This is a genomic window from Moritella yayanosii, assembly GCF_900465055.1.
Taxonomy (GTDB): Bacteria; Pseudomonadota; Gammaproteobacteria; order Enterobacterales; family Moritellaceae; genus Moritella; species Moritella yayanosii.
The window spans coordinates 2,112,380-2,132,964 of record NZ_LS483250.1 but is presented as its reverse complement, the minus strand read 5'-3'; the positions used below and the strand labels follow the sequence as shown (position 1 = coordinate 2,132,964).

General features: G+C 42.8%; 20 protein-coding genes and 1 other RNA gene. 12 read left to right on the top strand and 9 right to left on the bottom strand.

Annotation, left to right across the window (positions count from 1 at the left end; all coding sequences use genetic code 11):
- From thrB to MORIYA_RS09775, 3 genes are all read left to right on the top strand, one after another.
- Window positions 1-957, top strand: a complete 957-nt coding sequence (thrB, locus tag MORIYA_RS09785) for a homoserine kinase (protein WP_112718553.1) — start codon at window positions 1-3, stop codon at window positions 955-957.
- 34 nt (window positions 958-991) lie between these two features.
- Window positions 992-2,281 (top strand): threonine synthase, encoded by a 1,290-nt coding sequence (thrC, locus tag MORIYA_RS09780; RefSeq protein WP_112714760.1) that lies wholly within the window; start codon window positions 992-994, stop codon window positions 2,279-2,281.
- A gap of 109 nt (window positions 2,282-2,390) precedes the next feature.
- Window positions 2,391-3,107, top strand: coding sequence for a siderophore ferric iron reductase (locus tag MORIYA_RS09775; protein ID WP_112714758.1), 717 nt, complete (start codon window positions 2,391-2,393; stop codon window positions 3,105-3,107).
- Between the two features lie 12 nt (window positions 3,108-3,119).
- Here MORIYA_RS09775 and MORIYA_RS21040 read toward each other — a convergent pair whose 3' ends face one another.
- Window positions 3,120-3,560 carry a hypothetical protein gene (locus tag MORIYA_RS21040; RefSeq protein ID WP_197713375.1) on the bottom strand — a complete coding sequence of 147 codons (441 nt, stop codon included), beginning with the start codon at window positions 3,558-3,560 and terminating at the stop codon, window positions 3,120-3,122.
- On the bottom strand, window positions 3,541-3,849 hold the full coding sequence (locus MORIYA_RS21035; RefSeq protein ID WP_197713374.1) for a hypothetical protein: 309 nt from the start codon (window positions 3,847-3,849) through the stop codon (window positions 3,541-3,543). Before MORIYA_RS21035 ends, MORIYA_RS21040 begins: the two co-directional genes overlap by 20 nt.
- 158 nt (window positions 3,850-4,007) lie before the next feature.
- Between MORIYA_RS21035 and MORIYA_RS09765 the strand changes: the two genes are divergently transcribed.
- The 8 genes from MORIYA_RS09765 to fbaA all read left to right on the top strand — a co-directional run bounded on the left by MORIYA_RS09765 (window position 4,008) and on the right by fbaA (window position 13,484).
- On the top strand, window positions 4,008-4,775 hold the full coding sequence (locus tag MORIYA_RS09765) for an ABC transporter ATP-binding protein (RefSeq protein WP_112714756.1): 768 nt from the start codon (window positions 4,008-4,010) through the stop codon (window positions 4,773-4,775).
- A 65-nt stretch (window positions 4,776-4,840) separates the two neighbouring features.
- Entirely contained in the window at window positions 4,841-5,731 is an 891-nt protein-coding gene (locus MORIYA_RS09760) for an ABC transporter substrate-binding protein (protein WP_162629262.1), read from the top strand.
- Between the two features lie 3 nt (window positions 5,732-5,734).
- A complete protein-coding gene (fhuB, locus tag MORIYA_RS09755; RefSeq protein ID WP_197713373.1) occupies window positions 5,735-7,747 on the top strand; it encodes a Fe(3+)-hydroxamate ABC transporter permease FhuB in 2,013 nt (670 codons plus the stop codon).
- A gap of 56 nt (window positions 7,748-7,803) precedes the next feature.
- The gene (locus MORIYA_RS09750; RefSeq protein WP_269461242.1) at window positions 7,804-8,661 is read left to right on the top strand and encodes a TonB-dependent receptor plug domain-containing protein; all 858 of its coding nucleotides are present in this window, start codon (window positions 7,804-7,806) and stop codon (window positions 8,659-8,661) included.
- Between the two features lie 310 nt (window positions 8,662-8,971).
- Window positions 8,972-9,838 (top strand): acyl-CoA thioesterase II, encoded by an 867-nt coding sequence (gene tesB, locus MORIYA_RS09745; RefSeq protein ID WP_112714752.1) that lies wholly within the window; start codon window positions 8,972-8,974, stop codon window positions 9,836-9,838.
- A 193-nt stretch (window positions 9,839-10,031) separates the two neighbouring features.
- Window positions 10,032-11,054 carry an erythrose-4-phosphate dehydrogenase gene (gene epd / locus MORIYA_RS09740; RefSeq protein WP_112714750.1) on the top strand — a complete coding sequence of 341 codons (1,023 nt, stop codon included), beginning with the start codon at window positions 10,032-10,034 and terminating at the stop codon, window positions 11,052-11,054.
- 54 nt (window positions 11,055-11,108) lie between these two features.
- Window positions 11,109-12,275, top strand: a complete 1,167-nt coding sequence (locus tag MORIYA_RS09735; protein WP_112714748.1) for a phosphoglycerate kinase — start codon at window positions 11,109-11,111, stop codon at window positions 12,273-12,275.
- A 132-nt stretch (window positions 12,276-12,407) separates the two neighbouring features.
- The gene (gene fbaA / locus MORIYA_RS09730; RefSeq protein ID WP_112714746.1) at window positions 12,408-13,484 is read left to right on the top strand and encodes a class II fructose-bisphosphate aldolase; all 1,077 of its coding nucleotides are present in this window, start codon (window positions 12,408-12,410) and stop codon (window positions 13,482-13,484) included.
- 95 nt (window positions 13,485-13,579) lie between these two features.
- Here fbaA and MORIYA_RS09725 read toward each other — a convergent pair whose 3' ends face one another.
- Window positions 13,580-14,707, bottom strand: coding sequence for an alkene reductase (locus tag MORIYA_RS09725; protein WP_408632082.1), 1,128 nt, complete (start codon window positions 14,705-14,707; stop codon window positions 13,580-13,582).
- 89 nt (window positions 14,708-14,796) lie between these two features.
- Between MORIYA_RS09725 and MORIYA_RS09720 the strand changes: the two genes are divergently transcribed.
- Entirely contained in the window at window positions 14,797-15,693 is an 897-nt protein-coding gene (locus tag MORIYA_RS09720) for a LysR family transcriptional regulator (RefSeq protein WP_112714742.1), read from the top strand.
- Between the two features lie 106 nt (window positions 15,694-15,799).
- Here MORIYA_RS09720 and serA read toward each other — a convergent pair whose 3' ends face one another.
- The 6 genes from serA to MORIYA_RS09690 form a co-directional block, all read right to left on the bottom strand.
- Entirely contained in the window at window positions 15,800-17,029 is a 1,230-nt protein-coding gene (gene serA / locus MORIYA_RS09715) for a phosphoglycerate dehydrogenase (protein ID WP_112714740.1), read from the bottom strand.
- 278 nt (window positions 17,030-17,307) lie between these two features.
- Complete coding sequence (gene rpiA, locus MORIYA_RS09710; RefSeq protein WP_112714738.1) at window positions 17,308-17,964, bottom strand: ribose-5-phosphate isomerase RpiA; 657 nt, start codon at window positions 17,962-17,964, stop codon at window positions 17,308-17,310.
- Window positions 17,965-18,073: 109 nt separating this feature from the next.
- Window positions 18,074-18,691, bottom strand: a complete 618-nt coding sequence (locus tag MORIYA_RS09705) for a 5-formyltetrahydrofolate cyclo-ligase (RefSeq protein WP_112714736.1) — start codon at window positions 18,689-18,691, stop codon at window positions 18,074-18,076.
- Window positions 18,692-18,744: 53 nt separating this feature from the next.
- Window positions 18,745-18,927, bottom strand: a non-coding RNA gene (gene ssrS / locus MORIYA_RS09700) — 6S RNA.
- Window positions 18,928-18,931: 4 nt separating this feature from the next.
- Window positions 18,932-19,252, bottom strand: coding sequence for a cell division protein ZapA (gene zapA / locus MORIYA_RS09695; RefSeq protein WP_112714734.1), 321 nt, complete (start codon window positions 19,250-19,252; stop codon window positions 18,932-18,934).
- Between the two features lie 331 nt (window positions 19,253-19,583).
- Window positions 19,584-20,531 (bottom strand): DMT family transporter, encoded by a 948-nt coding sequence (locus MORIYA_RS09690; protein WP_112714732.1) that lies wholly within the window; start codon window positions 20,529-20,531, stop codon window positions 19,584-19,586.
- Window positions 20,532-20,585 lie beyond the last annotated feature (54 nt).

Sequence of the window (20,585 nt, the reverse complement as noted above, 5' to 3'; positions counted from 1 at the left end):
ATGAGTCTTGTCGCATATGCTCCGGCATCTATCGGTAATGTAAGTGTAGGGTTTGATGTATTGGGTGCTGCGCTAGCACCGATTGATGGCACCTTGGTTGGCGATCGCGTTTATATCGCCGCGACCGAGGGTGAGTTTACATTAGCATCCAGTGGTCGCTTTGCCCATAAACTGCCGGATGATTACCGTGAAAATATTATTTATGACTGCTATTTAAGTTATGCCAAAGCATTAAAAAAACGTGGTTTAACGATTAAATCACTGCTTATGGAACTGGAAAAGAACCTGCCAATTGGTAGTGGTCTGGGCTCGAGTGCTGCATCAATTGTAGCTGGTTTAGAAGCGTTAAATGCCTTCCATAATAACGTACTTGATGACAATGAAATGGTGTTGTTAATGGGGGAATTAGAAGGCCAACTCAGTGGCAGTGTCCATTATGATAATGTGGCGCCGTGTGCGCGGGGTGGTTTGCAATTAATGCTCGAAGCCAACGGCGTTGTTAGTCAGTCGATACCTTGCTTCGATGAATGGTATTGGGTCGTGGCTTATCCGGGCACCAGTATTTCGACAGCCGCTGCGCGTGAAATTTTACCGACAGAATACAGCCGTGCCGATTGTTTAACTTATGGCCGCAACTTGGCTGGGTTCATCCACGCTTGTTATAGCAAACAACAAGATCTTGCCGCTGCAATGCTAAAAGACGTGATTGCAGAACCGTATCGTGCGCAGTTGATTCCAAAATTTGATGAAGTGCGTGACTATGCCAAAGAGTTGGGTGCATTAGCCACGGGTATTTCCGGCTCTGGACCAACGGTATTTAACGTGATGACTGACTTAGCCCAAGCTGAAAAATTACAAACCTGGTTAGAAGCTAACTTTATCCAAAACGGTGATGGTTTCTGTCACATCTGTAAACTGGATAAACAAGGCGCACGTATCGTCGGTACAACGCTGTAATAAGCACAAATAATGTTTTAGGGAATGAACAACAATGAAATTATATAGCATTAAAGATCACGCAGAGACGGTAAGCTTTGCACAAGCAGTAAAGCAAGGGTTGGGTAAAAATCAAGGCCTGTTCTTTCCGAGCGAAATTAACCCGATTGACGATATAGATGCCTTACTAGAGATGAACCTAGTGGATCGTAGCCGTGTTATTTTACAATCACTGATTGGTGATGAATTTAGCGAACAAGAATTACATGACATCGTTGCTACTGCGTTTAACTTCCCTGCGCCAGTGATAAAAATAAATGACAAAATTAGCGCGTTAGAGTTATTCCACGGACCGACATTAGCATTTAAAGATTTTGGTGGTCGTTTTATGGCCCAGTGTCTGTTGCGTCTAAGCTTTGATAAAAAAGGCAATGGCGACAAAATCACTATTTTAACGGCAACATCGGGTGATACCGGTGCCGCAGTGGCGCATGCCTTCTATGGCATGGACAATATCGACGTGGTGGTGATGTATCCAAAAGGTAAGATCAGCTTCTTGCAAGAACAGATGTTCTGTACGCTCGGCGGTAATATCCGCACCATCGCAATTGACGGTGATTTTGATGCCTGCCAAGCATTAATGAAGCGCTCTTTTGATGATGAAGAATTGCGTCAGGCTATTGGCCTTAACTCAGCGAATTCCATTAACATCAGCCGTCTCATGGCACAGATTTGTTATTACTTCGAAGCATTCGCACAACTGCCAAAAGCGCAGCGTGCACAAACCGTGGTATCAGTGCCAAGTGGTAACTTTGGTAACCTAACCGCAGGTCTATTAGCAAAAACATTAGGTCTACCGGTTAAGCGCTTTATTGCTGCGACGAATATCAATGATACGGTGCCGCGTTATTTAGCAAGCGGTGAGTGGGATCCAAAAGCAACCCAAGCAACGCTATCTAATGCGATGGATGTCAGTGTACCAAGCAACTGGCCACGTATCGAAGAACTGGCGCGTGTTAAAGGTTGGGACTTATCTGAACTCGCTTCTGACTTCGTATCGGATGAAGATACCAAGCAAGCCGTTGCTGCGTTAGATGAACAAGGTTACTTATGTGAACCCCATGGTGCGATTGCCTATGACTGTTTAACGGCACAGCTGAGCGAAGATGAATTCGGTTTATTCCTCTGTACAGCGCACCCAGCGAAGTTCAAAGAATCAGTTGAAGAGATCCTCGGTCGTGATATTGGCTTGCCACAAGAACTGGCTGATTGTGCCGACAAGCCAAACTTATCGATTGATATGGCAAATGATTTTGCCGCATTACGTGCATTCTTGATGGCGTAGCAGGTAAGCCCAAGTAACAACAGGTAATTGATAATAATTTGCATTACCATATTCAAATGATTATTCTAGTTTATTATTTATGATTAGTTGATATTGTTTATTCATCCTTATGCAAAATAACGAATATTTTGAAGTACTCTTTGAGTCATCTAAGCAAGTGACACCTTACTTATCTGGGCAGTTAGCTGCAGATAACGGAGAAGGGATCCATATTTCTCGTCACAACAGTGAGACTATCCAGCAGCTTTACCAGCAATTGTCGCTGTCATCAGCAGAAGCCGGCCGCGCGTATTGGTTAACGCGAACCTGGGATCTGCTCTGCTGGCAACCTATCTATATCGCTTTTATTTCTGTGTATAAGCTCAACGTAATACCGGATATTAAAAACATCAATCAATCTATTCATTCAGGGTTCATTTCTGGGTATAGGTTTCATACGTCGGCGCTGATCTTTGGCTCGAACGACGAACTGATCGCTGTGGTCGGATTGCAATTAACAGCGCTGTTTGAGTCATATCGACAAGCGATATCGCAATGGACACGGATTCGACCGGGGTTTACCAAGCACTTAATTGCCGATGGTTTACTTAATTGCATTATAAAAATGCAAGCATATGCGCCCACGTTATCTAATGCGTATTTATTGGGACAAGCTAAATTGTGGTTGGATGCTTTTGAATTGCCAGATAAGCATTTGTCCGGTTTACAAGTTGACGCAACCTCTAACACGCTAAAACTGGTTCGAACCAGTTGTTGTTTGGTCTATAAATGCACAGGCCGCAATCTATGTGCCGATTGCCCGCGCCTCCCGGACAACAAGCGTTAATTGGCGTATTTTTTAATGTTTGCTATTTGCGTATGCATCAATGCAATTGCCATAATGCCACTCGATAATACAGATATAAATAGGATAGACAGGTGAAAAGGTCGAGGTATAAGCCAGTAATGAGGCAAGCCCATATCCTAACGTATGCGACATAGATAGGTAGCCTGCTATCGCGCCTAAACGATACAGGGTGATGAGTTGTAATTTTTTCTGTTTAATCACGATTATTTGAGTGAATAAGGTGATCGCTGCGCTAATGGTGAGCAATACCCCAATAGCGTCACTGATTTTATTGGTCGGCCACTGGGTTATATTTTCAATAAGTGGGGCAAAGCTGTATTGCAGCAACGCTATGGTTAAACAAAGTAGCAGTCCGGTAAGTAAATAGGGTGTTAATGCACGTTTAGGAACAACCGCGGCTGAAGGTTTTGCTTTACGTTCTTGATGTTGCATTGTTGGAGGGGGGCAGCAAGATTGCCCAATGCTGGATCGCAGGTACCATTCCTGCCACGGTACAGCCATGTTTATCGCTGTATCGCCCCCAAAATGGCGCCGCGGGTAAGAATAAAAAACTACCAATCGCCATGATAATTGACCATGTAGGGAGAGAGAACACAGAATGAGTCACCAGAAAGGGTAATGACACGAGTAATCCATTTTGTCCTATTCCCATTAACGCGGCGATTAATCCAATAATAGACAGTTGGACTCCTTTTCTCGCTATTTTATTGCTGTGCTTCATTGGTACTTCCGGTCTGAATTATGTGTACAGCATAGCCTACCCGTAATAAACAATAAATAGCAATAGCAATAGCAATAACAATGAAAACGATTATCATTACTCATCGTTTGTGTTAGAGTTCGGCTAATTATTCATTAACAAATAGCTCATATTATTTTATGTACCAACTTGTCGATGCGTCGTTTGAAATTGACGGAAAACCGATCCTGCACGCCACTAATTTGGTCTTTGCTAAAGGGAAAATAACGACCTTACTTGGTCATAATGGCTGCGGTAAATCGACGCTGATTAAATTACTCAGTCGTCAGAATTCCCCGACTCAAGGTCATGTTCTATTTGATGATCAAGCGGTTGATCATTTATCTCATCAAGATTTTGCACTTAATGTTGCTTATTTGCCGCAACACCCACCAATCACGGATGGCGTTACGGTTCGAGAATTGGTGTGCTTTGGTCGATATCCGTGGAAAGGGGCATTTGGTCGATACAGCAAGAAAGATTATCAGCTGGTGGATGATGCGATAGAGAAAGTGGGGCTAAGTGCGTTTAGCGAGCGCTTTGTTGCTACCTTGTCTGGTGGCGAACGTCAAAGAGCATGGATGGCGATGTTATTGGCTCAACAAAGTCAGTGTATTTTGCTTGATGAACCAACGTCGGCCCTGGATGTGGCACACCAATATGAATTATTAACCTTGATCCGGGAGTTGAATGAAACCTTAGGGTTAACCGTCATTATGGTACTTCATGACATCAATATGGCGGCAAAATTTAGCGACCACCTTATTGCTTTACATTCAGGGAAAGTAATTGCACAAGGTACGCCTGATGAATTAATGACTCCTGCGGTATTACACAAAATATACGGGATGGAATTGGCTTTATTTGCGCATCCAAAAACGGGTCAGCAGATCAGTTATATCCCATAATTTCACGTCTTTAACCCTCCTGCTTTATAGCAAATAAACATGGACGAACAGCTAGGAAAACGCCCTTGAATAAAATTATTGGTTTCATTATTAGCTTATGTATTTTTCCGGCTCAGGCTGTAGACATTAAGCATGAACTTGGTATGACTCACTTTGAACAAACGCCACAGACAGTGGTGGCATTAGATTGGGTGTTAGCCGAAACGGTATTAAGCCTTGGTATTATGCCGCAGGGAATCGCGGATGTTAAAGGCTACCAAACTTGGGTGACGGAGCCTGAACTCAATAATTCAGTGGTCGATGTGGGCTCACGCAGAGAGCCTAACTTAGAGTTGCTGACAGAATTGCAACCAGATGTGATCCTGATTAGTAAGCACATGGCTGCTGCCTATAAACAACTCAGTGAGATAGCCCCAACCTTAGTGTATAGCGTCTACAACAATGACAAAAAACCGCTTATTTCAGCAACACAGATCACGACACAACTCGGTCTATTACTGGATAAAGAACAACAAGCCAAACAAGTAATTACCCAAACACAGCAACGATTACAGGCGAATGGCGATAAAATTCGACGTCTGCAAGCTAACCAGAATCCGTTGATGTTTATCCGGTTTATTAATGACAAAACGGTTCGGATCCACGGTGCAGGTTCATTAGCGCAGGCAACTATTGAAAATATGGGACTGGTTAACGCTTGGCATGAACAAAGCAATTTGTGGGGGTTTACGACTGCTGGAATCGAAAAATTAGCAGAACACCAGCAAGCAAATGTATTTATTTTTGGTCCATTAAAAGCGGCAGAAAGAAAACAGTTAACCCAATCGGCATTGTGGCAAGCGATGGCATTTACCCGCACTGATGCAGTGTTTGAGCTGCCTGCTATTTGGACGTTTGGTGGACTTGTTTCTGCGCAACGATTTAGCGACCACATTACTCAACAATTAATTAAGTAATCAATGAATACATTTACTCTATTTAGCGCCTCAAAATTGAATGCCTCTAAACAGCAAGGCATGTGGTGGCGTTTTTTTCTGTGCACACTTATCGCTGCTGTATTATTGAGTTTGTTGCAGTGGACCGCGCCTTACTCGCAAGGGTTGAGTTTATTGTGGCAAACGGTATTTCATTATGATGCGAGTAATTATCAGCATCTTATTACTCACCTTACGTATCTACCCCGCTTAGCAATAGCGATATTATGCGGTTTTGCATTAGCGGTTGCAGGCTGTGTGATGCAGTTTGTACTGCGTAATCCAATCGCCTCTCCTACGACCCTAGGTGTTGCTGCTGGTGCCGAACTAGGGTTAGTGTTAGGCATCTTGTTTTTGCCCGTTAATAGTAGCATTAATGGTTTTATTCCCGCGTTCTTAGGCGGGGGGCTAGCCACGTTATTGGTATTTATATTATCGGCCAAGCGTGGATTTTCTCCTGTGCATATGGTGTTGGCAGGTATGGTGATCAGTTTATTTTTTGGTTCACTCAATACCATGTTATTGCTATTGAATGAGCAAAAATTGACCAGTGTATTTGTGTGGGGGGCAGGGACATTAAACCAAAATGATTGGTCGAGTGTCATCACGGTATTACAGCTTATTACACTCCCCATTATTGCCGTGTTATTACTTGCTAGGCCCTTGTCAGTATTGCAATTGGGAGACACCGTTGCTTCCTCTATTGGTATTAACATTAAGCAAATGAAAGTGATTTCATTGACGTTAGCGATATTTATTACTGCCGCTGTGATCAGTGAAGTTGGCTTAATCGGTTTTATTGGTATTGTCGCCCCGGCTATTGCGCGGATGTGCGGGGCGAGAAAATTCACTGCTCAGATCCTTGTTAGTGGGATGATTGGCAGTTTAATGTTGTTATTGGCAGACCTCATTGTGCAACCATTTTCGGGCGTTGGCGGGGCGTTACTGCCGACCGGTGCAATGACGGCATTATTGGGTGCACCCTTTTTACTTTGGTTATTAAATCGAAAGTTACTGCAATCGGAGCTTAAATCGAGGGAAATCAGTCAAATAGAATATAAGCACAAGAATATCCAAAAGGTGTTGTTTCCGCTGGTTATTCTCGTGATTGTCTTCTTTGTGGTAGCTTTAGTGGTCGGCAAAAATCAAACGGGTTGGATGTTGTCATTTAATACTTCAGTCATGGAACTGCGATTGCCAAGAGTACTTGTTTCGCTTTTCGCAGGCATAGGTTTGGCTATTGCGGGGACGGTGATTCAACGGGTTTCCACGAATCCAATGGCAAGCCCGGAAATATTAGGCATTAGCTCTGGCGCGGCGTTAGCGTTAGTGCTTGGCGCACTGTTTGGCTTGACGGTTGAACGCTATGAGCAAATGTTACTCGGCACCTTCGGTGCGTTTGCGGTCACTGCGGTTATTTGGTTGATGGGGCGAAAACATAATTTTGCGCCGGCGCAAATGTTATTAACCGGTATTGCGCTTAGCGCAGGACTCGATGCTTTTTTACGCATCGCAATGTCATCAGGGCAAGATAACGTGACCGCATTGTTAACTTGGCTGTCAGGCTCGACGTATTTGGTCAGTATGAGTGATGTGTACCTATTAGGTGCGGGAGTGGCCTTGTTCGCCGGTATTGCTTTGTTAAATCATCGACGCTTAGATCTGGTTGGCCTTGGGGAAATCACCGCCACCAGTATTGGCTTGGATTGTCGCAAAGTGCGATTGCTGTTATTACTCCTGGTGGCTGCGTTGACAACCTTGAGCACCATTATTATTGGACCACTGAGTTTTATTGGCTTGTTAGCCCCACATATGGCGCGATCGCTGCATCAGTATCGGGCATCTCATCAATTGTTAACGGCCAGTCTATTAGGTGGCTGCTTGATGATCCTCGCTGATTGGATCGGACGAACATTCTGGTTTCCGTGGCAATTCCCTGCAGGGTTATTGGCTTCGTTGCTTGGTGGTGCGTACTTTTTGTATCTGATGAGGAAATAGTAAGTGGTTGAATTTCTGAGTCTTAAGTCTGAATACGAATTATTCACTCACACTCGTTGCTGCCGCCGAGTCGAACTGCAAAAGCGATCAGTGACGCCAGAACTAATAAAGGACAAAATTTACGTGGCCGTGCCATGTTAGTGATGATTGATGGGGTGTCATTACAGTCTTCACGTTCTATCAGTCGTCAATTGGACTCGATAGACCCGTTTAATATTGATCGTATTGAAGTGCTTTCAGGCTCTACTTCGGTTTATGGTGCTGGCGCAACTGGTGATGATCTTGATTATAAAGTGGCTCAAGCTATTTCCGGTGGCAATGACACGCTATCTGCGCGTGTTTCGGCGGTGTATACCGAAACACAAGGGTTTTATGATGCCGAAGGCGAGATTGTTACCCCAGATATTTTCCAGGGTTCATTACAATATAACAAAACAATCGATTTACAAACAACCGTTGATGTAACCTTGTCTGATACCAAAAGCATAAAATTCTTGGCGCAATATTATGATAGCCAGCAAGATTCTCCTTACGGTTTATATATTGTTGGTCGTGATATTGATGTCAGAAAAGGCTTCGAATCTGACCGTCAACATGGCACTGAGCGTATCATGTTAAGTTCGGCATACAATGATTCAGACCTGACACTTAAAGTTCAAAGTCAAACTATGTTTGATTATAAAGGTGCAGATGACAGTGAGTTAGACGGCTATACCGTGTTTGATTTATTGGGCAGTTATGAATTGCCAGTAGGTAGTATTGGTTTTGGTGTTCAGAACTTATTTGATAAAGACTATACTACGGCGTGGGGGCAACGAGCTCAGATCTTCTATGCAGCTCACTATGATGCGGCAGCTTATGATTATAAAGGTCGAGGTCGTACTTATACGCTTAATTACCAAGTTAAATATTAATAATTACGATTAATAGCTAACTACCTTGTACAGTGATAACGCAAATGTTCTCACATTGGTGAATATGTCTTGTTTTTGTGTCCTCATTGAAGGCATGAGAACAAGGTATTTTTTTGTCCCTATTTTAGAGTTAAGTGAGCGATGAGGTTAAGTTATTAAGCTTAATTTTAGGACTTAAACGCTAAGATTACGAAATGTTATGTTATTTCAGCACTGCAATATCAGTAAATAGCGCTTGAATATCTCTCATAACAGGGGTAGCTTTGCCCCTTCGTACTAAAATAACAACCGGAATTCAAAAAAGGCATTTATGGGTAAGGTATTAAAAGATCTGCTTGGACAGTTAACATTAGAAACCATTGAAGAAGGCATTTATCGTGGTCAAAGCCAAGATTTAGGCTTTGGCGCGGTATTTGGCGGGCAAGTAATGGCACAAGCATTATCGGCAGCGAAAGAAACCGTTTCAGCCGATCGTAAGGTGCATTCTTTCCATTCTTATTTCCTGCGTGCTGGTGATGTTAAAAAGCCGATTGTTTATGAAGTCGAAAATATTCGCGATGGCGGTTCAATTACCACCCGTCGTATTCGCGCAATCCAAAATGGCAAAGCTATTTTCTACATGACGGCGTCTTATCAGGTTGAACGTGAAGGTTACGACCACCAAGATGAAATGCCAGATGTGCCGCCACCGGAAGAGCTGATGTCAGAGCAAGACCATGTATTATCACTGCGTGATGAATTACCCGATGATATTTGTGCCAAATTTGTGTGTGAAAGACCGATTGAAATGCGCCCTGTGCATTATTTTGATCCACTTAATGAAGAAAAGTCTACGCCAGAGCGTTATATTTGGTTTAAAGCCAATGGCCAAATGCCGGATGATGCCCGTATTCATAAGTATCTATTAGCATATGCGTCAGATTTTTGTTTCTTACCAACCGCATTACAACCACATGGTAAAGGCTTTATGAGTCCCAACATGCAAGTGGTGACCATCGATCATTCCATGTGGTTTCACCGCGATTTCCGTATGGATGACTGGTTATTATATGCGGTAGATAGCTCGAGTGCGTCTGGTGGTCGCGGACTGGTGCGTGGTCGATTCTTTACCCGTGATGGAAAAATGGTCGCAACCACAATGCAAGAAGGATTAATTCGTAATCGAGAGATCGCTTAATTACGTACTTAATTACGTAATAGGACAACATTTCGCTTGTAAGCGCCTTAATGTTGTTTTATTACGAAAGTTTGTGGCCGGGATCATGCTTTCCTGAAAATTATATACATTTCCTATCCCAACATATTCGCTTATGCCTAATTTTAATCTACAATGAAGTTCGTTTCTTGTTACTAGGTATACACCCCCTATTATGTCAGTTAGAGTTGCTATTAATGGTTATGGACGAATTGGACGCAGTGTTGTTCGAGCCTTGTATGAAAGTAACCGTCAGGATGAAATTAAGATCGTTGTTATTAACGAGCTAGCAGATCCTGAAGCGATCGCGCATTTAACTCAGTATGACTCGACTCATGGCCGTTTTCCCTTCCCAGTAAAGCTGGGCGATAACATATTACAAATCAAAAATGATTGTATTCATTTAGTCCGTCATCCCGAACTTGCTGATTTACCTTGGCGGGAACATGATATTGATATCGTACTCGATTGTACTGGTATCTATGGTACGAGGGCGGATGCCGAAGCACACATTGCTGCTGGCGCTAAAAAAGTCATCTTTTCCCATCCGGCCAGTGCCGATGTGGATGCGACCGTAGTATATGGTATTAACCATACCGAATTAACCGGTGATGAAACTTATATTTCTGGTGCCTCTTGTACAACTAATTGCATGGTACCAGTGATCAGTATCTTGGATGCCGCCTTTGATATCAAATGTGGCACGATCACCACGATCCATTCGGCAATGAATGATCAACCCGTCATTGACTCTTATCATACTGATTTGCGCCGTACCCGTGCTGCGAGTCATTCTATCATTCCGGTTGATACTAAATTAGCCGCAGGTATAGAACGTATTTTACCTAAATTTGCCAACAAATTTGAAGCCATTGCGGTGCGAGTACCCACGCTTAACGTGACAGCGATGGATCTAAGTATCACAGTCGATAAAAGAGTGACCATTCAAGATATTAATGATTGCTTACACGCGGCGGCTGAAACTGAATTACGCGGTATCTTGGGTTATACCGAGGCACCACTGGTATCAATAGATTTTAATCATGATCCACGCTCTTGCATTATCGATGGTACTCAAACTCGAGTCAGCGATGGTCATTTAGTTAAATTATTAGTCTGGTGTGATAACGAATGGGGCTTTGCCAATCGTTTACTTGATACCACGCAGTACATCGCTACATTAGCGAAAATGACGTGAAATAAATCGAATTGAAATAAATTTTATAAAATTGATAGATTTAAGGATTGAATAATGACTATTATTAAAATGACAGATCTTGATCTTGCAGGTCAACGTGTATTAATTCGTGCTGATTTAAACGTACCGATTAAAGATGGTAAAGTAACATCAGACGCACGTATCCGAGCATCACTACCAACAATCAAATTAGCATTGGCTGCCGGTGCAAAAGTGATGGTTACATCACATCTTGGCCGTCCAACTGAAGGTGAATTCGCTCAAGAGTTCTCATTAGAGCCAGTGGTAAACTACCTTAAAGAAGCGTTAGAAAATAACGTTGTGCTAGCACGTGATTACTTAGACGGCATCGAATTAAATGTCGGTGAATTAGTGGTATTAGAAAATGTTCGCTTTAACAAAGGCGAAAAGAAAAACGAAGACGCGCTATCAAAAGCATACGCAAATTTATGTGACATATTCGTGATGGACGCATTTGGTACTGCTCACCGAGCACAAGCATCAACATACGGTGTTGGTATGTTTGCACCTATCGCATGTTCTGGTCCACTGCTTTCGGCGGAGCTAGAAGCGCTCGGTAAAGCAATGGACAAGCCTGCTCGTCCGTTTTTGGCAATTGTCGGCGGTTCGAAAGTATCAACTAAATTAACCGTGCTTGATTCATTATCAACCATTGCTGATCAGTTAGTTGTTGGTGGTGGTATTGCTAATACATTTATCGCTGCACAAGGTCATAATGTCGGTAAATCACTGTGCGAGCATGATCTAATTGATACCGCTAAAGCATTAATGGCGAAATGTAATATCCCGGTAGCCACCGATGTATTAGTCGCGACTGAGTTCTCTGAAACAGCGGAAGCGACATTAAAACCCGCATCTGAAGTGAACGATGATGAAATGATCTTGGATCTAGGCCCTGATTCGGCCAATCAAATTGCAGAGATGATTAAAGCAGCTAAGACAATTATCTGGAATGGCCCAGTTGGCGTATTTGAATTTGCTAACTTCTCGAAAGGTACTGAGATCATCGGTCGTGCGATTGCCGAAAGCGACGCATTTTCTATTGCTGGTGGCGGTGACACATTAGCCGCTATCGATCAATTCGGTCTGGCTGATGGTATCTCTTATATCTCTACTGGTGGCGGCGCGTTCCTTGAGTTTGTCGAAGGTAAAGTGTTACCAGCAGTTGCTATGTTAGAAGAACGTGCGAAAAACGCGTAATTTATAGTTAATAACTAATCGTTATTTTGCTGCTACGACTATAACTATAGATTAACGGTAGTAGCAAAAAATATTTTTAAATTTGTGCTGAATGATTCAGTACTTAAATATGTAAATAATAAGGCTAATATTATGTCTAAGATCTTTGATGTTGTAAAACCTGGTGTTGTAACAGGCGATGACGTGCAAAAAATCTTTGCGATTGCTAAAGAAAACAACTTCGCGTTACCTGCTGTAAACATGGTAAACACTGATTCAATCAACGGTACATTAGAAGCTGCTGCAAAAGCTAAATCACCAGTGATCATCCAGTTTTCACACGGTGGCGCTGCATTCTTCGCAGGTAAAGGTATTGGTCTAGAAGGTCACGGCGCATCTATCATGGGCGCAATCGCCGGTGCTAAATACGTACACATTATGGCTGAAGCTTATGGTGTGCCAGTTATCATTCATACTGATCACGCAGCGAAAAAATTATTACCTTGGATCGACGGACTACTAGACGCAGGTGAAGAATTCTTCGCACAAACTGGCAAGCCACTATTTAGCTCACACATGTTAGATCTTTCTGAAGAATCACTAGAAGAAAACATCGCTACTTGTGGTGAATACCTAGCACGTATGGCTAAAATGGACATGACTATCGAAATCGAACTCGGTTGTACTGGTGGTGAAGAAGATGGCGTAGATAATTCGGATATGGACGCATCTGAGCTTTACACTTCTCCAGAAGACGTTGCATACGCTTACGAAAAGCTAACGGAAATCAGCCCGCGTTTCACTATCGCTGCCTCTTTCGGTAACGTACACGGTGTATACAAGCCAGGTAACGTTGTGCTTACGCCAACTATCTTACGTGATTCACAAGCATACGTTTCAGAGAAATTTGGCCTACCAGCTAACTCGCTAAACTTCGTATTCCACGGTGGTTCTGGTTCAAGTGAAGCTGAGATCCAAGAGTCAATCGGTTACGGTGTTATCAAAATGAACATCGATACGGATACACAGTGGGCTACTTGGGAAGGTATCAAGAACTACTACGAAGGTAAGAAAGATTACCTACAAGGTCAAATTGGTAATCCAGATGGCGTTGATGCGCCAAACAAGAAACATTATGACCCACGTGTATGGTTACGCGCTGGTCAAACAAGTCTAGTTGCTCGTTTAAGCCAAGCACATAAAGACCTAAACAGCGTAGACGTACTTTAATTAATAAGTGAGACGATTTATCTTTGTGATAGATCGCGTTGTTAAAGAGTAATAAATAAAAAGCCTGCTAATTTAGCAGGCTTTTTTATTTTTAGTTAAGCTATATATTCAGCGTAATCCGCGTAGCCTACTTCGGTACCACCGTACATCGTTGCCGGGTCCACCTCATTGAATGTCCAATCATGTTTAATGCGAGCGGGCAAATCTGGGTTGGCAATAAATGGACGGCCAAAACCAAAGATATCACCGTAACCGAGGTTAAGGATATGCTTGGCTTTTTCTACCGAGTACTTACCTGCATACATGATGGTGCCAGTAAATGTGTTACGTACATCTTGATAGAAAGCGTCAGGTAAATCAGGGGCATTATCCCAATCGGCTTCTGCTAATGACAGGTAACCAATACCGATATTTTCGATTGTTTTAATTGCTTCGATATACGTTTCATGTGGATTATCTTCCACTAAGCCAAGATAAACGCGTACATCGTCAGTGCTGGAAAACAGTGGTGCAAAGCGAACACCGACATTTTCTTTTCCCACTTCGTCGGCGACTGCTTGGGTGATTTCTTTTAAGAAGCGTAAACGGTTTTCTAAACTACCACCGTATTCATCGGACCGTTTATTACTGTGCTCCGAGATAAATTGATTCACTAAGTAACCGTTCGCGCAATGTAATTCAACACCGTCAAAACCGGCTTGCATGGCATTCTTCGCGGCTTGTGCATACAGAGTGACAAGTTCTTTTATTTCAGCGGTTGATAGCTCACGTGGCATGCTTGGATCTGCCAATGCACCTTCACCTGGCGCTGTCTCAATGAATACTTTCACGTTATCCGCTAGAATTGCTGATGGTGCGACGGGCGCTGCGCCACCGGGTTGTAAACTGGTATGGGAAACACGGCCGACATGCCACAGTTGAGCAAAGATAATGCCACCTGCATCATGCACAGATTTTGTTACTTTTTTCCAACCTTCAACTTGCTCATCAGAGTAAATTCCCGGTGTCCATGCGTAACCTTGACCACGAGGTTCAATCTGAGTACCTTCGGTGATCATAAACCCAGCAGACGCGCGCTGAGTGTAATACTTAGCCATTAATTCATTCGGGATATTGTTCGGTTGTGTACTACGCGAACGTGTTAATGGGGGCATTACAATGCGGTTTTTTAAAACGTGAGTGCCTAATTTGGTTGGTGTGAATAATACGTCATTTTTCATCATGGTCTTTATCTCGTGAGTGGCTTATTAGTTGCACTATATCGCCGCTTCGGTACAATGAAAATCAAGTGAAGTGTGTATGAGAAACAAATATGGCTGATATCAGTAAGCTGGAAATAAAACAATTAAAGGTACTTGCGGCATTATTACAGTTACACAGCTTAACGAAAGCGGCTGTGAAGCTCGGTATTACTCAGCAAGCCGTTAGTGAGCAATTGAAAAAATTGCGGGATATATTCCAAGATCGGTTATTTATTCGTGGCAGTCATGGCGTGGTACCCACCCCAAAAGCGCAAGAGTTAGCCCCCAAAATCCAACAAATATTAATGGCTATTGGTGAATTAACTGAATTAGCAGAGTTCGATCCGCAACGATTGAATGGGGTATATAAAATCAGTGCTTCAGATTACGCGATGCGCGTTATTTTACCTTCTTTATTAGTGCAGATCAGGCAACATGCCCCGCATTTGAAAATCATCATTCGTCGCTTTGAATCGGATAATTTAATGCAGTTAATGGCCACTGGCGAGATTGATTTAGCGTTAACTTTTCCCGCGTTTATTCCGATCACTTGTCCGTCGATGCTGCTGTATGAAGAGCGTCATGTGTGTGTGGCAGCGAAGGCGGTTGCCAGTGAATATCAGGGACTGAGTTTAAAAGAGATTGCCGCAGCGCCACAACTGGTGATTTCACCTTCGCGAGCGACGCTAAAGGGCTCTGCAGACGAATGGTTCGCTGCCAAGGGTTTTCAGCGCAATATCATTATGTCATTACCGAGTTTCTCAGCCGCGCCAGATTGTATTGAGGCGATGGGAGTGTTGGCATTTTTACCATCACGTATGTTACCCAATGACAAATTAGTGGAAGTAGTATTACCTGAGCCATTACCCAGTTTTGAGGTTGTGGCGGCATGGCATCAACGCTCGAATCAAACTCAGATCCATCAATGGATCACGGGTTTACTGCGTGAGTTATATCCACAAAAATAGCCACAAACATAAGCAAAAAAAGCCTGTCAGCGCAAACTGACAGGCTTTTTTGTTCCCTTCCTGTGTTCGCTATAAAAGCGAGGGGGGAGGGTTAGATAGGGTCTATCTAGCGTAATAAACGCGAACGGATAGTACCGCTAATCGATTTAAGTTTTGCTAGACCACGTTCTGCATGTTCACTTTCAACATCAATAACCACATAACCAATATCGCCTGCAGTTTGCAGGTATTGACCAGAAATATTCACCCCTTCTTCAGCAAACGCTTGGGTGATCTGGTTTAAGATACCTGGTTGGTTCTGGTGGATATGCATCAGACGGCTTGAACCATCATGGCTTGGTAGCGACACTTCAGGAAAGTTAACGGCAGACAGGGTTGAACCATTATCCGAATATTTAGTCAGTTTACCAGCCACTTCATAGCCGATATTTTCTTGTGCTTCCTGGGTACTACCACCCACGTGTGGTGTTAGGATCACATTATCAAACTGGCGTAACGGCGAGATGAACTCGTCATTATTTGATGCGGGTTCGGTAGGGAATACATCAATTGCTGCACCCGATATTTTCTTGCTTGCCAGTGCTGAGACAAGCGCGTCAATATCAACCACAGTGCCGCGTGAAGCATTAATGAAGATCGCGCCATCTTTCATTTGTGCGAATTCAACTTCACCCATCATCAGTTTGGTTTGTGGGGTTTCTGGTACGTGTAGCGAGATAATATCAGACGTCGCTAACAAATCTTCCATGCTTGTTAACTGCTCGGCATTACCCAATGAAAGCTTGGTTTCCACGTCATAATACTTCACGCGCAGACCTAAGCTTTCTGCCAAAATACTTAATTGAATACCGATATGACCATAACCAATAATACCCAACTGCTTACCACGTGCTTCGTAAGAGCCCGTTGCGGATTTTTGCCATTCGCCACGGTGTGCTTTCGCATTTTTCTCTGGAATACCGCGTAATAATAATAGGATTTCGCCGAGTACTAATTCAGCCACACTGCGGGTGTTCGAGAATGGTGCATTAAACACAGGGATCGCGGCTTTCTGAGCTGCAGCAAGATCAACCTGATTTGTACCAATACAAAAACAGCCGATACCAACCAATTTTTTTGCTGCTGCAATGACGTTTGCATTTAAATGAGTGCGGGAACGAATACCAACAAAATGCACATCTTTAATTTTTTCACACAGTTCTTCTTCACTTAATGCGGTCTTAATCGATTCGATATTGGTGTAACCGGCATTAGTGAACGTATCGACTGCACTTTGATGTAGTCCTTCAAGAAGTAATATCTTGATCTTATCTTTCTGAAGAGAGAGGTTGGTCATGTAAATTCCTTTATCACATATTTTGCAAATCGCACTAAATTCTAAAGTAGCAGGTTTTATTTCATTAGTGAATATTTGTGACGAAAATCAAAGAAAATAGTTATTTTGTGATTTACAGCTACCTGATTTGTTTGATAATTGCAGAATTTGGATTATAAAGATGTTTATTTATCAAATAAAGTTGAATATAACTAATTGTTATACTTATATAATATATTTTGTTTATCTTCAGAAAGGAGAGGGGACTGGTGTCGTTAGGTAACACCAGTTGACTATTATTACTTAGTTGTTTTCACGCCATTTTGTGTGCCAGTTAGCACAATGTCTGCGCCTCGAATTGCGAATAGACCATTTGTTACTACACCCACCAAGCCATTGATTGCAATTTCGAGTGCTTTCGGGTCGGTGATCTGCATGTTGTATACATCCAGAATAATATTGCCGTTATCAGTCACGACACCTTCACGGTAAACCGGATCACCACCGAGTTTAACTAACTCACGACCCACGTAAGAGCGGGCCATTGGGATCACTTCAACAGGTAATGGGAAATCACCTAACACGTCTACATTCTTAGTATCATCAATAATACACACGAATTTGTTTGCTACTGCAGCAACGATTTTTTCACGGGTTAGCGCTGCGCCACCCCCTTTGATCATGTTGTTGTTGCTATCGATTTCGTCGGCCCCATCAACATAAATATCAAGGCACGGGACACTGTTTAAATCAAATACTTCAATGCCCAGTGCTTCTAAGCGCTGAGTTGATGCGATAGAACTTGAAACAGCACCTTGGATATCTTCACGGATTGTCGCTAATGCATCAATAAAATGATTAACAGTTGAACCGGTACCGACACCGACAATGCTACCTTTTTCTACATATTCTAATGCTGCCCAGCCTGCTGCTTTTTTTAATTCATCTTGAGTCATGTTATATCCATTATTATTGATTGGGGTGATGTGTATACCCAAGTTACTTTAAGTATATTATCGATCTGATTATATACTTAAATTCCCCTAATATGCCAATGACGTATGGTTAACAAAACGCTAATGTTCTGGATGGCGTAATTATTTCTTTAATCGGCATATCCCACGGCGCAATGGGTAAATTATCATGCTGTTGGCAGTCGTGGGCTAAGCCCAGCACGTAAGGAGGTTGTTGATCGTGACGTACAAACTGATGTTGCGAAAAAGTACGATCATAATAACCGCCGCCCATGCCTAAACGATTACCGAATAAATCAAATGCGACTAACGGACTACACACCAGATCTAACGCCAGATACGGGATCACTTGAGTGACATTCAGTTGTGGTTCACTAATGCCGTATTTGTTTTTGATTAATGGTGTTGTCGCGGTAAGCCGGGTAAATAACAGTTGCTTGTGACTAAACGGGTGTAAAATAGGAATGTAAACTTGTTTGCCTTGCTGCCAACACCAGTCAATAACCGCTTGGGTATCGAGTTCGCCATCGATATGTAAATAAATAGCAATATGCTGGGCAGATTGGATATGCGGGTGCTGACTAAACTGATGAACAAGATCGCGGCCTGCTTGTTGCTGCTGCTGGATTGAAAGCTGCTGGCGACGCTGGCGTATTTGTTGTCTTATTGCGGTTCGGGTAGTGGTTATTAATGGTGTTAAATCAGACATAAACAAGATCCATACTTGTTAAATTCGGTAATTGATTGACGTTAACACAAGAAATGGGCCCCAGGGTGCGGCTACAAGGTTTAGTCCTGAACCCGAAGGTTCAGGTCGGCTCTCCAAGCTATTACCTCAGGCTTCTCAGTATGATCTGAGCATGCACAATAGTAACAGGAATGGGCGCCTAAAATGTGATTATCGGCTCAGGGACTTAACCCGCACACCAATCACCCCAGGATTATTTGGTTATACTGCAGACGGTTCTTTATCAACCTTATTATTGATTAAAGCACGTTCAATGGTGTCTTGTAACAATTGAATGCGATCATCTACGGTATTTGTATATTCTGTTATTTTATGGCGTTCTTGACGAAGTTCATGGCAAAAATTTAACGCCGCCATGACAGCTAATTGCTCTAAACTTTTGATATTAGTCTTCGCTTTTATTTCTTCTAACTTATTGTTCAGTGCAGCCGCTGTGTGATGAAGTTCATCAATTTCTTCACTTGGACTTCCGACTTTAAAGTGGCGACCCAATATTGAAATATCAACCGCAGTTGTACTCATGTTTATACTCTAAGTTATCTGGCTACAAGGGCTATATCAAGCACCTTGGCTGATATGTCTGAACTGACTATATCTCGCAATTGTGAGCATTGCAAGGGCTTATCTAATTGAAATTTTGAGTTGCGGATCGAGATTAATCAACTTGCCCATAAATCCAACAGCTTAGTATGGATTTTAGTGGTTGGTATGGATTAATTGGTATAAAATACGGGGATTTACGGGAAAAAATAGACGTGACGGTTAACTATTTCACACTGATTCCCCGAGTGATTTGACCGCGATCACGTATGCATAGTGGCTGTTGACCGTTTTAGGTGTCAGTTACGGGTGTTTATTCGCCTGTGATGTTGGTCGCTAAGATTGGTTTTGCCAAGCTGTTATCGACTGCTTGCGGAGCTTTGGTTGGTTCTGCGTTAGCTTGTTTTGCCAAACGTTTATTTTTCGCTTCCACTTTTGCTAACCACAATAACGGCAGAATAATAAAGGCGGTGCCAATTGCCATGCCAATATCTGGAATTTCATCAAACCAGATAAGACCGACAACCACAGCGCCAATTAACCCACTGTATTCAGCACTGGCAATTTTACTTGCTTCGCCAGAACGATAAGCCAACACACAAAAACCGGCATAGATAAGGATAAACAGTGTCGACCCAGCCGCGGTTAATAATGGTGCAAAGTCCCACGGCTTACCTTCCCATACCGTTAAGCCTAATGATGCTGGCATCCCCACTAAATTAGTTAACAGTAGTGTTTGAAACACCGTCTGGTTTTTTGGCAGTTTACGGATCAATAAATTATTTGCCGCCAACGTAAACGCCACAACGAGCGCTGCCATTGCGGCCCAATCAATTTCGGTTGGACGGACCACAATTAATACGCCAACAAAGCCTAATATACCCGTGGCGACAGAAGGTATGGTGAGTTTCTCTTGGAACCACAGCATCGCCATTGGCAACATGATTAATGGTGCGGCATAAAAGATGGCATTGGCAGTGGCCAATGGCATCGCATTGAGCGAGTAAACCATGAATACCGCGCCAAGCAGCCAAATATGCCCACGTACCGCGTGCCATTTCAACCCGTTAACGAAACTTTTTCTGCTGCTGGTTAAACAAAATGGGATAAGTAGCAGTACCGCAGTCAGTTGTCGGAAAAACACAAATTGATAAATGGCGGTATCGTCTGATAACGTCTTCACTAAGGCATCAGAAAAAACGGCAATAATGTTACCTATAATTAGCAAGGTCATGGCTAAACCGACAGTCATTTTTGGCATGGTGAGTTCCTACAATAAAAAGATACAGTAATAAAAGTTATAAATAGCCAAATA

Bases quoted from the DNA above. Each gene is read 5' to 3' on its own strand.
- thrB (WP_112718553.1), top strand. From the start codon at position 1: ATGAGTCTTGTCGCATATGCTCCGGCATCTATCGGTAATGTAAGTGTA.
- thrC (WP_112714760.1), top strand. From the start codon at position 992: ATGAAATTATATAGCATTAAAGATCACGCAGAGACGGTAAGCTTTGCA.
- MORIYA_RS09775 (WP_112714758.1), top strand. From the start codon at position 2,391: ATGCAAAATAACGAATATTTTGAAGTACTCTTTGAGTCATCTAAGCAA.
- MORIYA_RS21040 (WP_197713375.1), bottom strand. From the start codon at position 3,560: ATGCAACATCAAGAACGTAAAGCAAAACCTTCAGCCGCGGTTGTTCCT.
- MORIYA_RS21035 (WP_197713374.1), bottom strand. From the start codon at position 3,849: ATGAAGCACAGCAATAAAATAGCGAGAAAAGGAGTCCAACTGTCTATT.
- MORIYA_RS09765 (WP_112714756.1), top strand. From the start codon at position 4,008: ATGTACCAACTTGTCGATGCGTCGTTTGAAATTGACGGAAAACCGATC.
- fhuB (WP_197713373.1), top strand. From the start codon at position 5,735: ATGAATACATTTACTCTATTTAGCGCCTCAAAATTGAATGCCTCTAAA.
- tesB (WP_112714752.1), top strand. From the start codon at position 8,972: ATGGGTAAGGTATTAAAAGATCTGCTTGGACAGTTAACATTAGAAACC.
- epd (WP_112714750.1), top strand. From the start codon at position 10,032: ATGTCAGTTAGAGTTGCTATTAATGGTTATGGACGAATTGGACGCAGT.
- MORIYA_RS09735 (WP_112714748.1), top strand. From the start codon at position 11,109: ATGACTATTATTAAAATGACAGATCTTGATCTTGCAGGTCAACGTGTA.
- fbaA (WP_112714746.1), top strand. From the start codon at position 12,408: ATGTCTAAGATCTTTGATGTTGTAAAACCTGGTGTTGTAACAGGCGAT.
- MORIYA_RS09725 (WP_408632082.1), bottom strand. From the start codon at position 14,707: ATGATGAAAAATGACGTATTATTCACACCAACCAAATTAGGCACTCAC.
- MORIYA_RS09720 (WP_112714742.1), top strand. From the start codon at position 14,797: ATGGCTGATATCAGTAAGCTGGAAATAAAACAATTAAAGGTACTTGCG.
- serA (WP_112714740.1), bottom strand. From the start codon at position 17,029: ATGACCAACCTCTCTCTTCAGAAAGATAAGATCAAGATATTACTTCTT.
- rpiA (WP_112714738.1), bottom strand. From the start codon at position 17,964: ATGACTCAAGATGAATTAAAAAAAGCAGCAGGCTGGGCAGCATTAGAA.
- MORIYA_RS09705 (WP_112714736.1), bottom strand. From the start codon at position 18,691: ATGTCTGATTTAACACCATTAATAACCACTACCCGAACCGCAATAAGA.
- zapA (WP_112714734.1), bottom strand. From the start codon at position 19,252: ATGAGTACAACTGCGGTTGATATTTCAATATTGGGTCGCCACTTTAAA.
- MORIYA_RS09690 (WP_112714732.1), bottom strand. From the start codon at position 20,531: ATGCCAAAAATGACTGTCGGTTTAGCCATGACCTTGCTAATTATAGGT.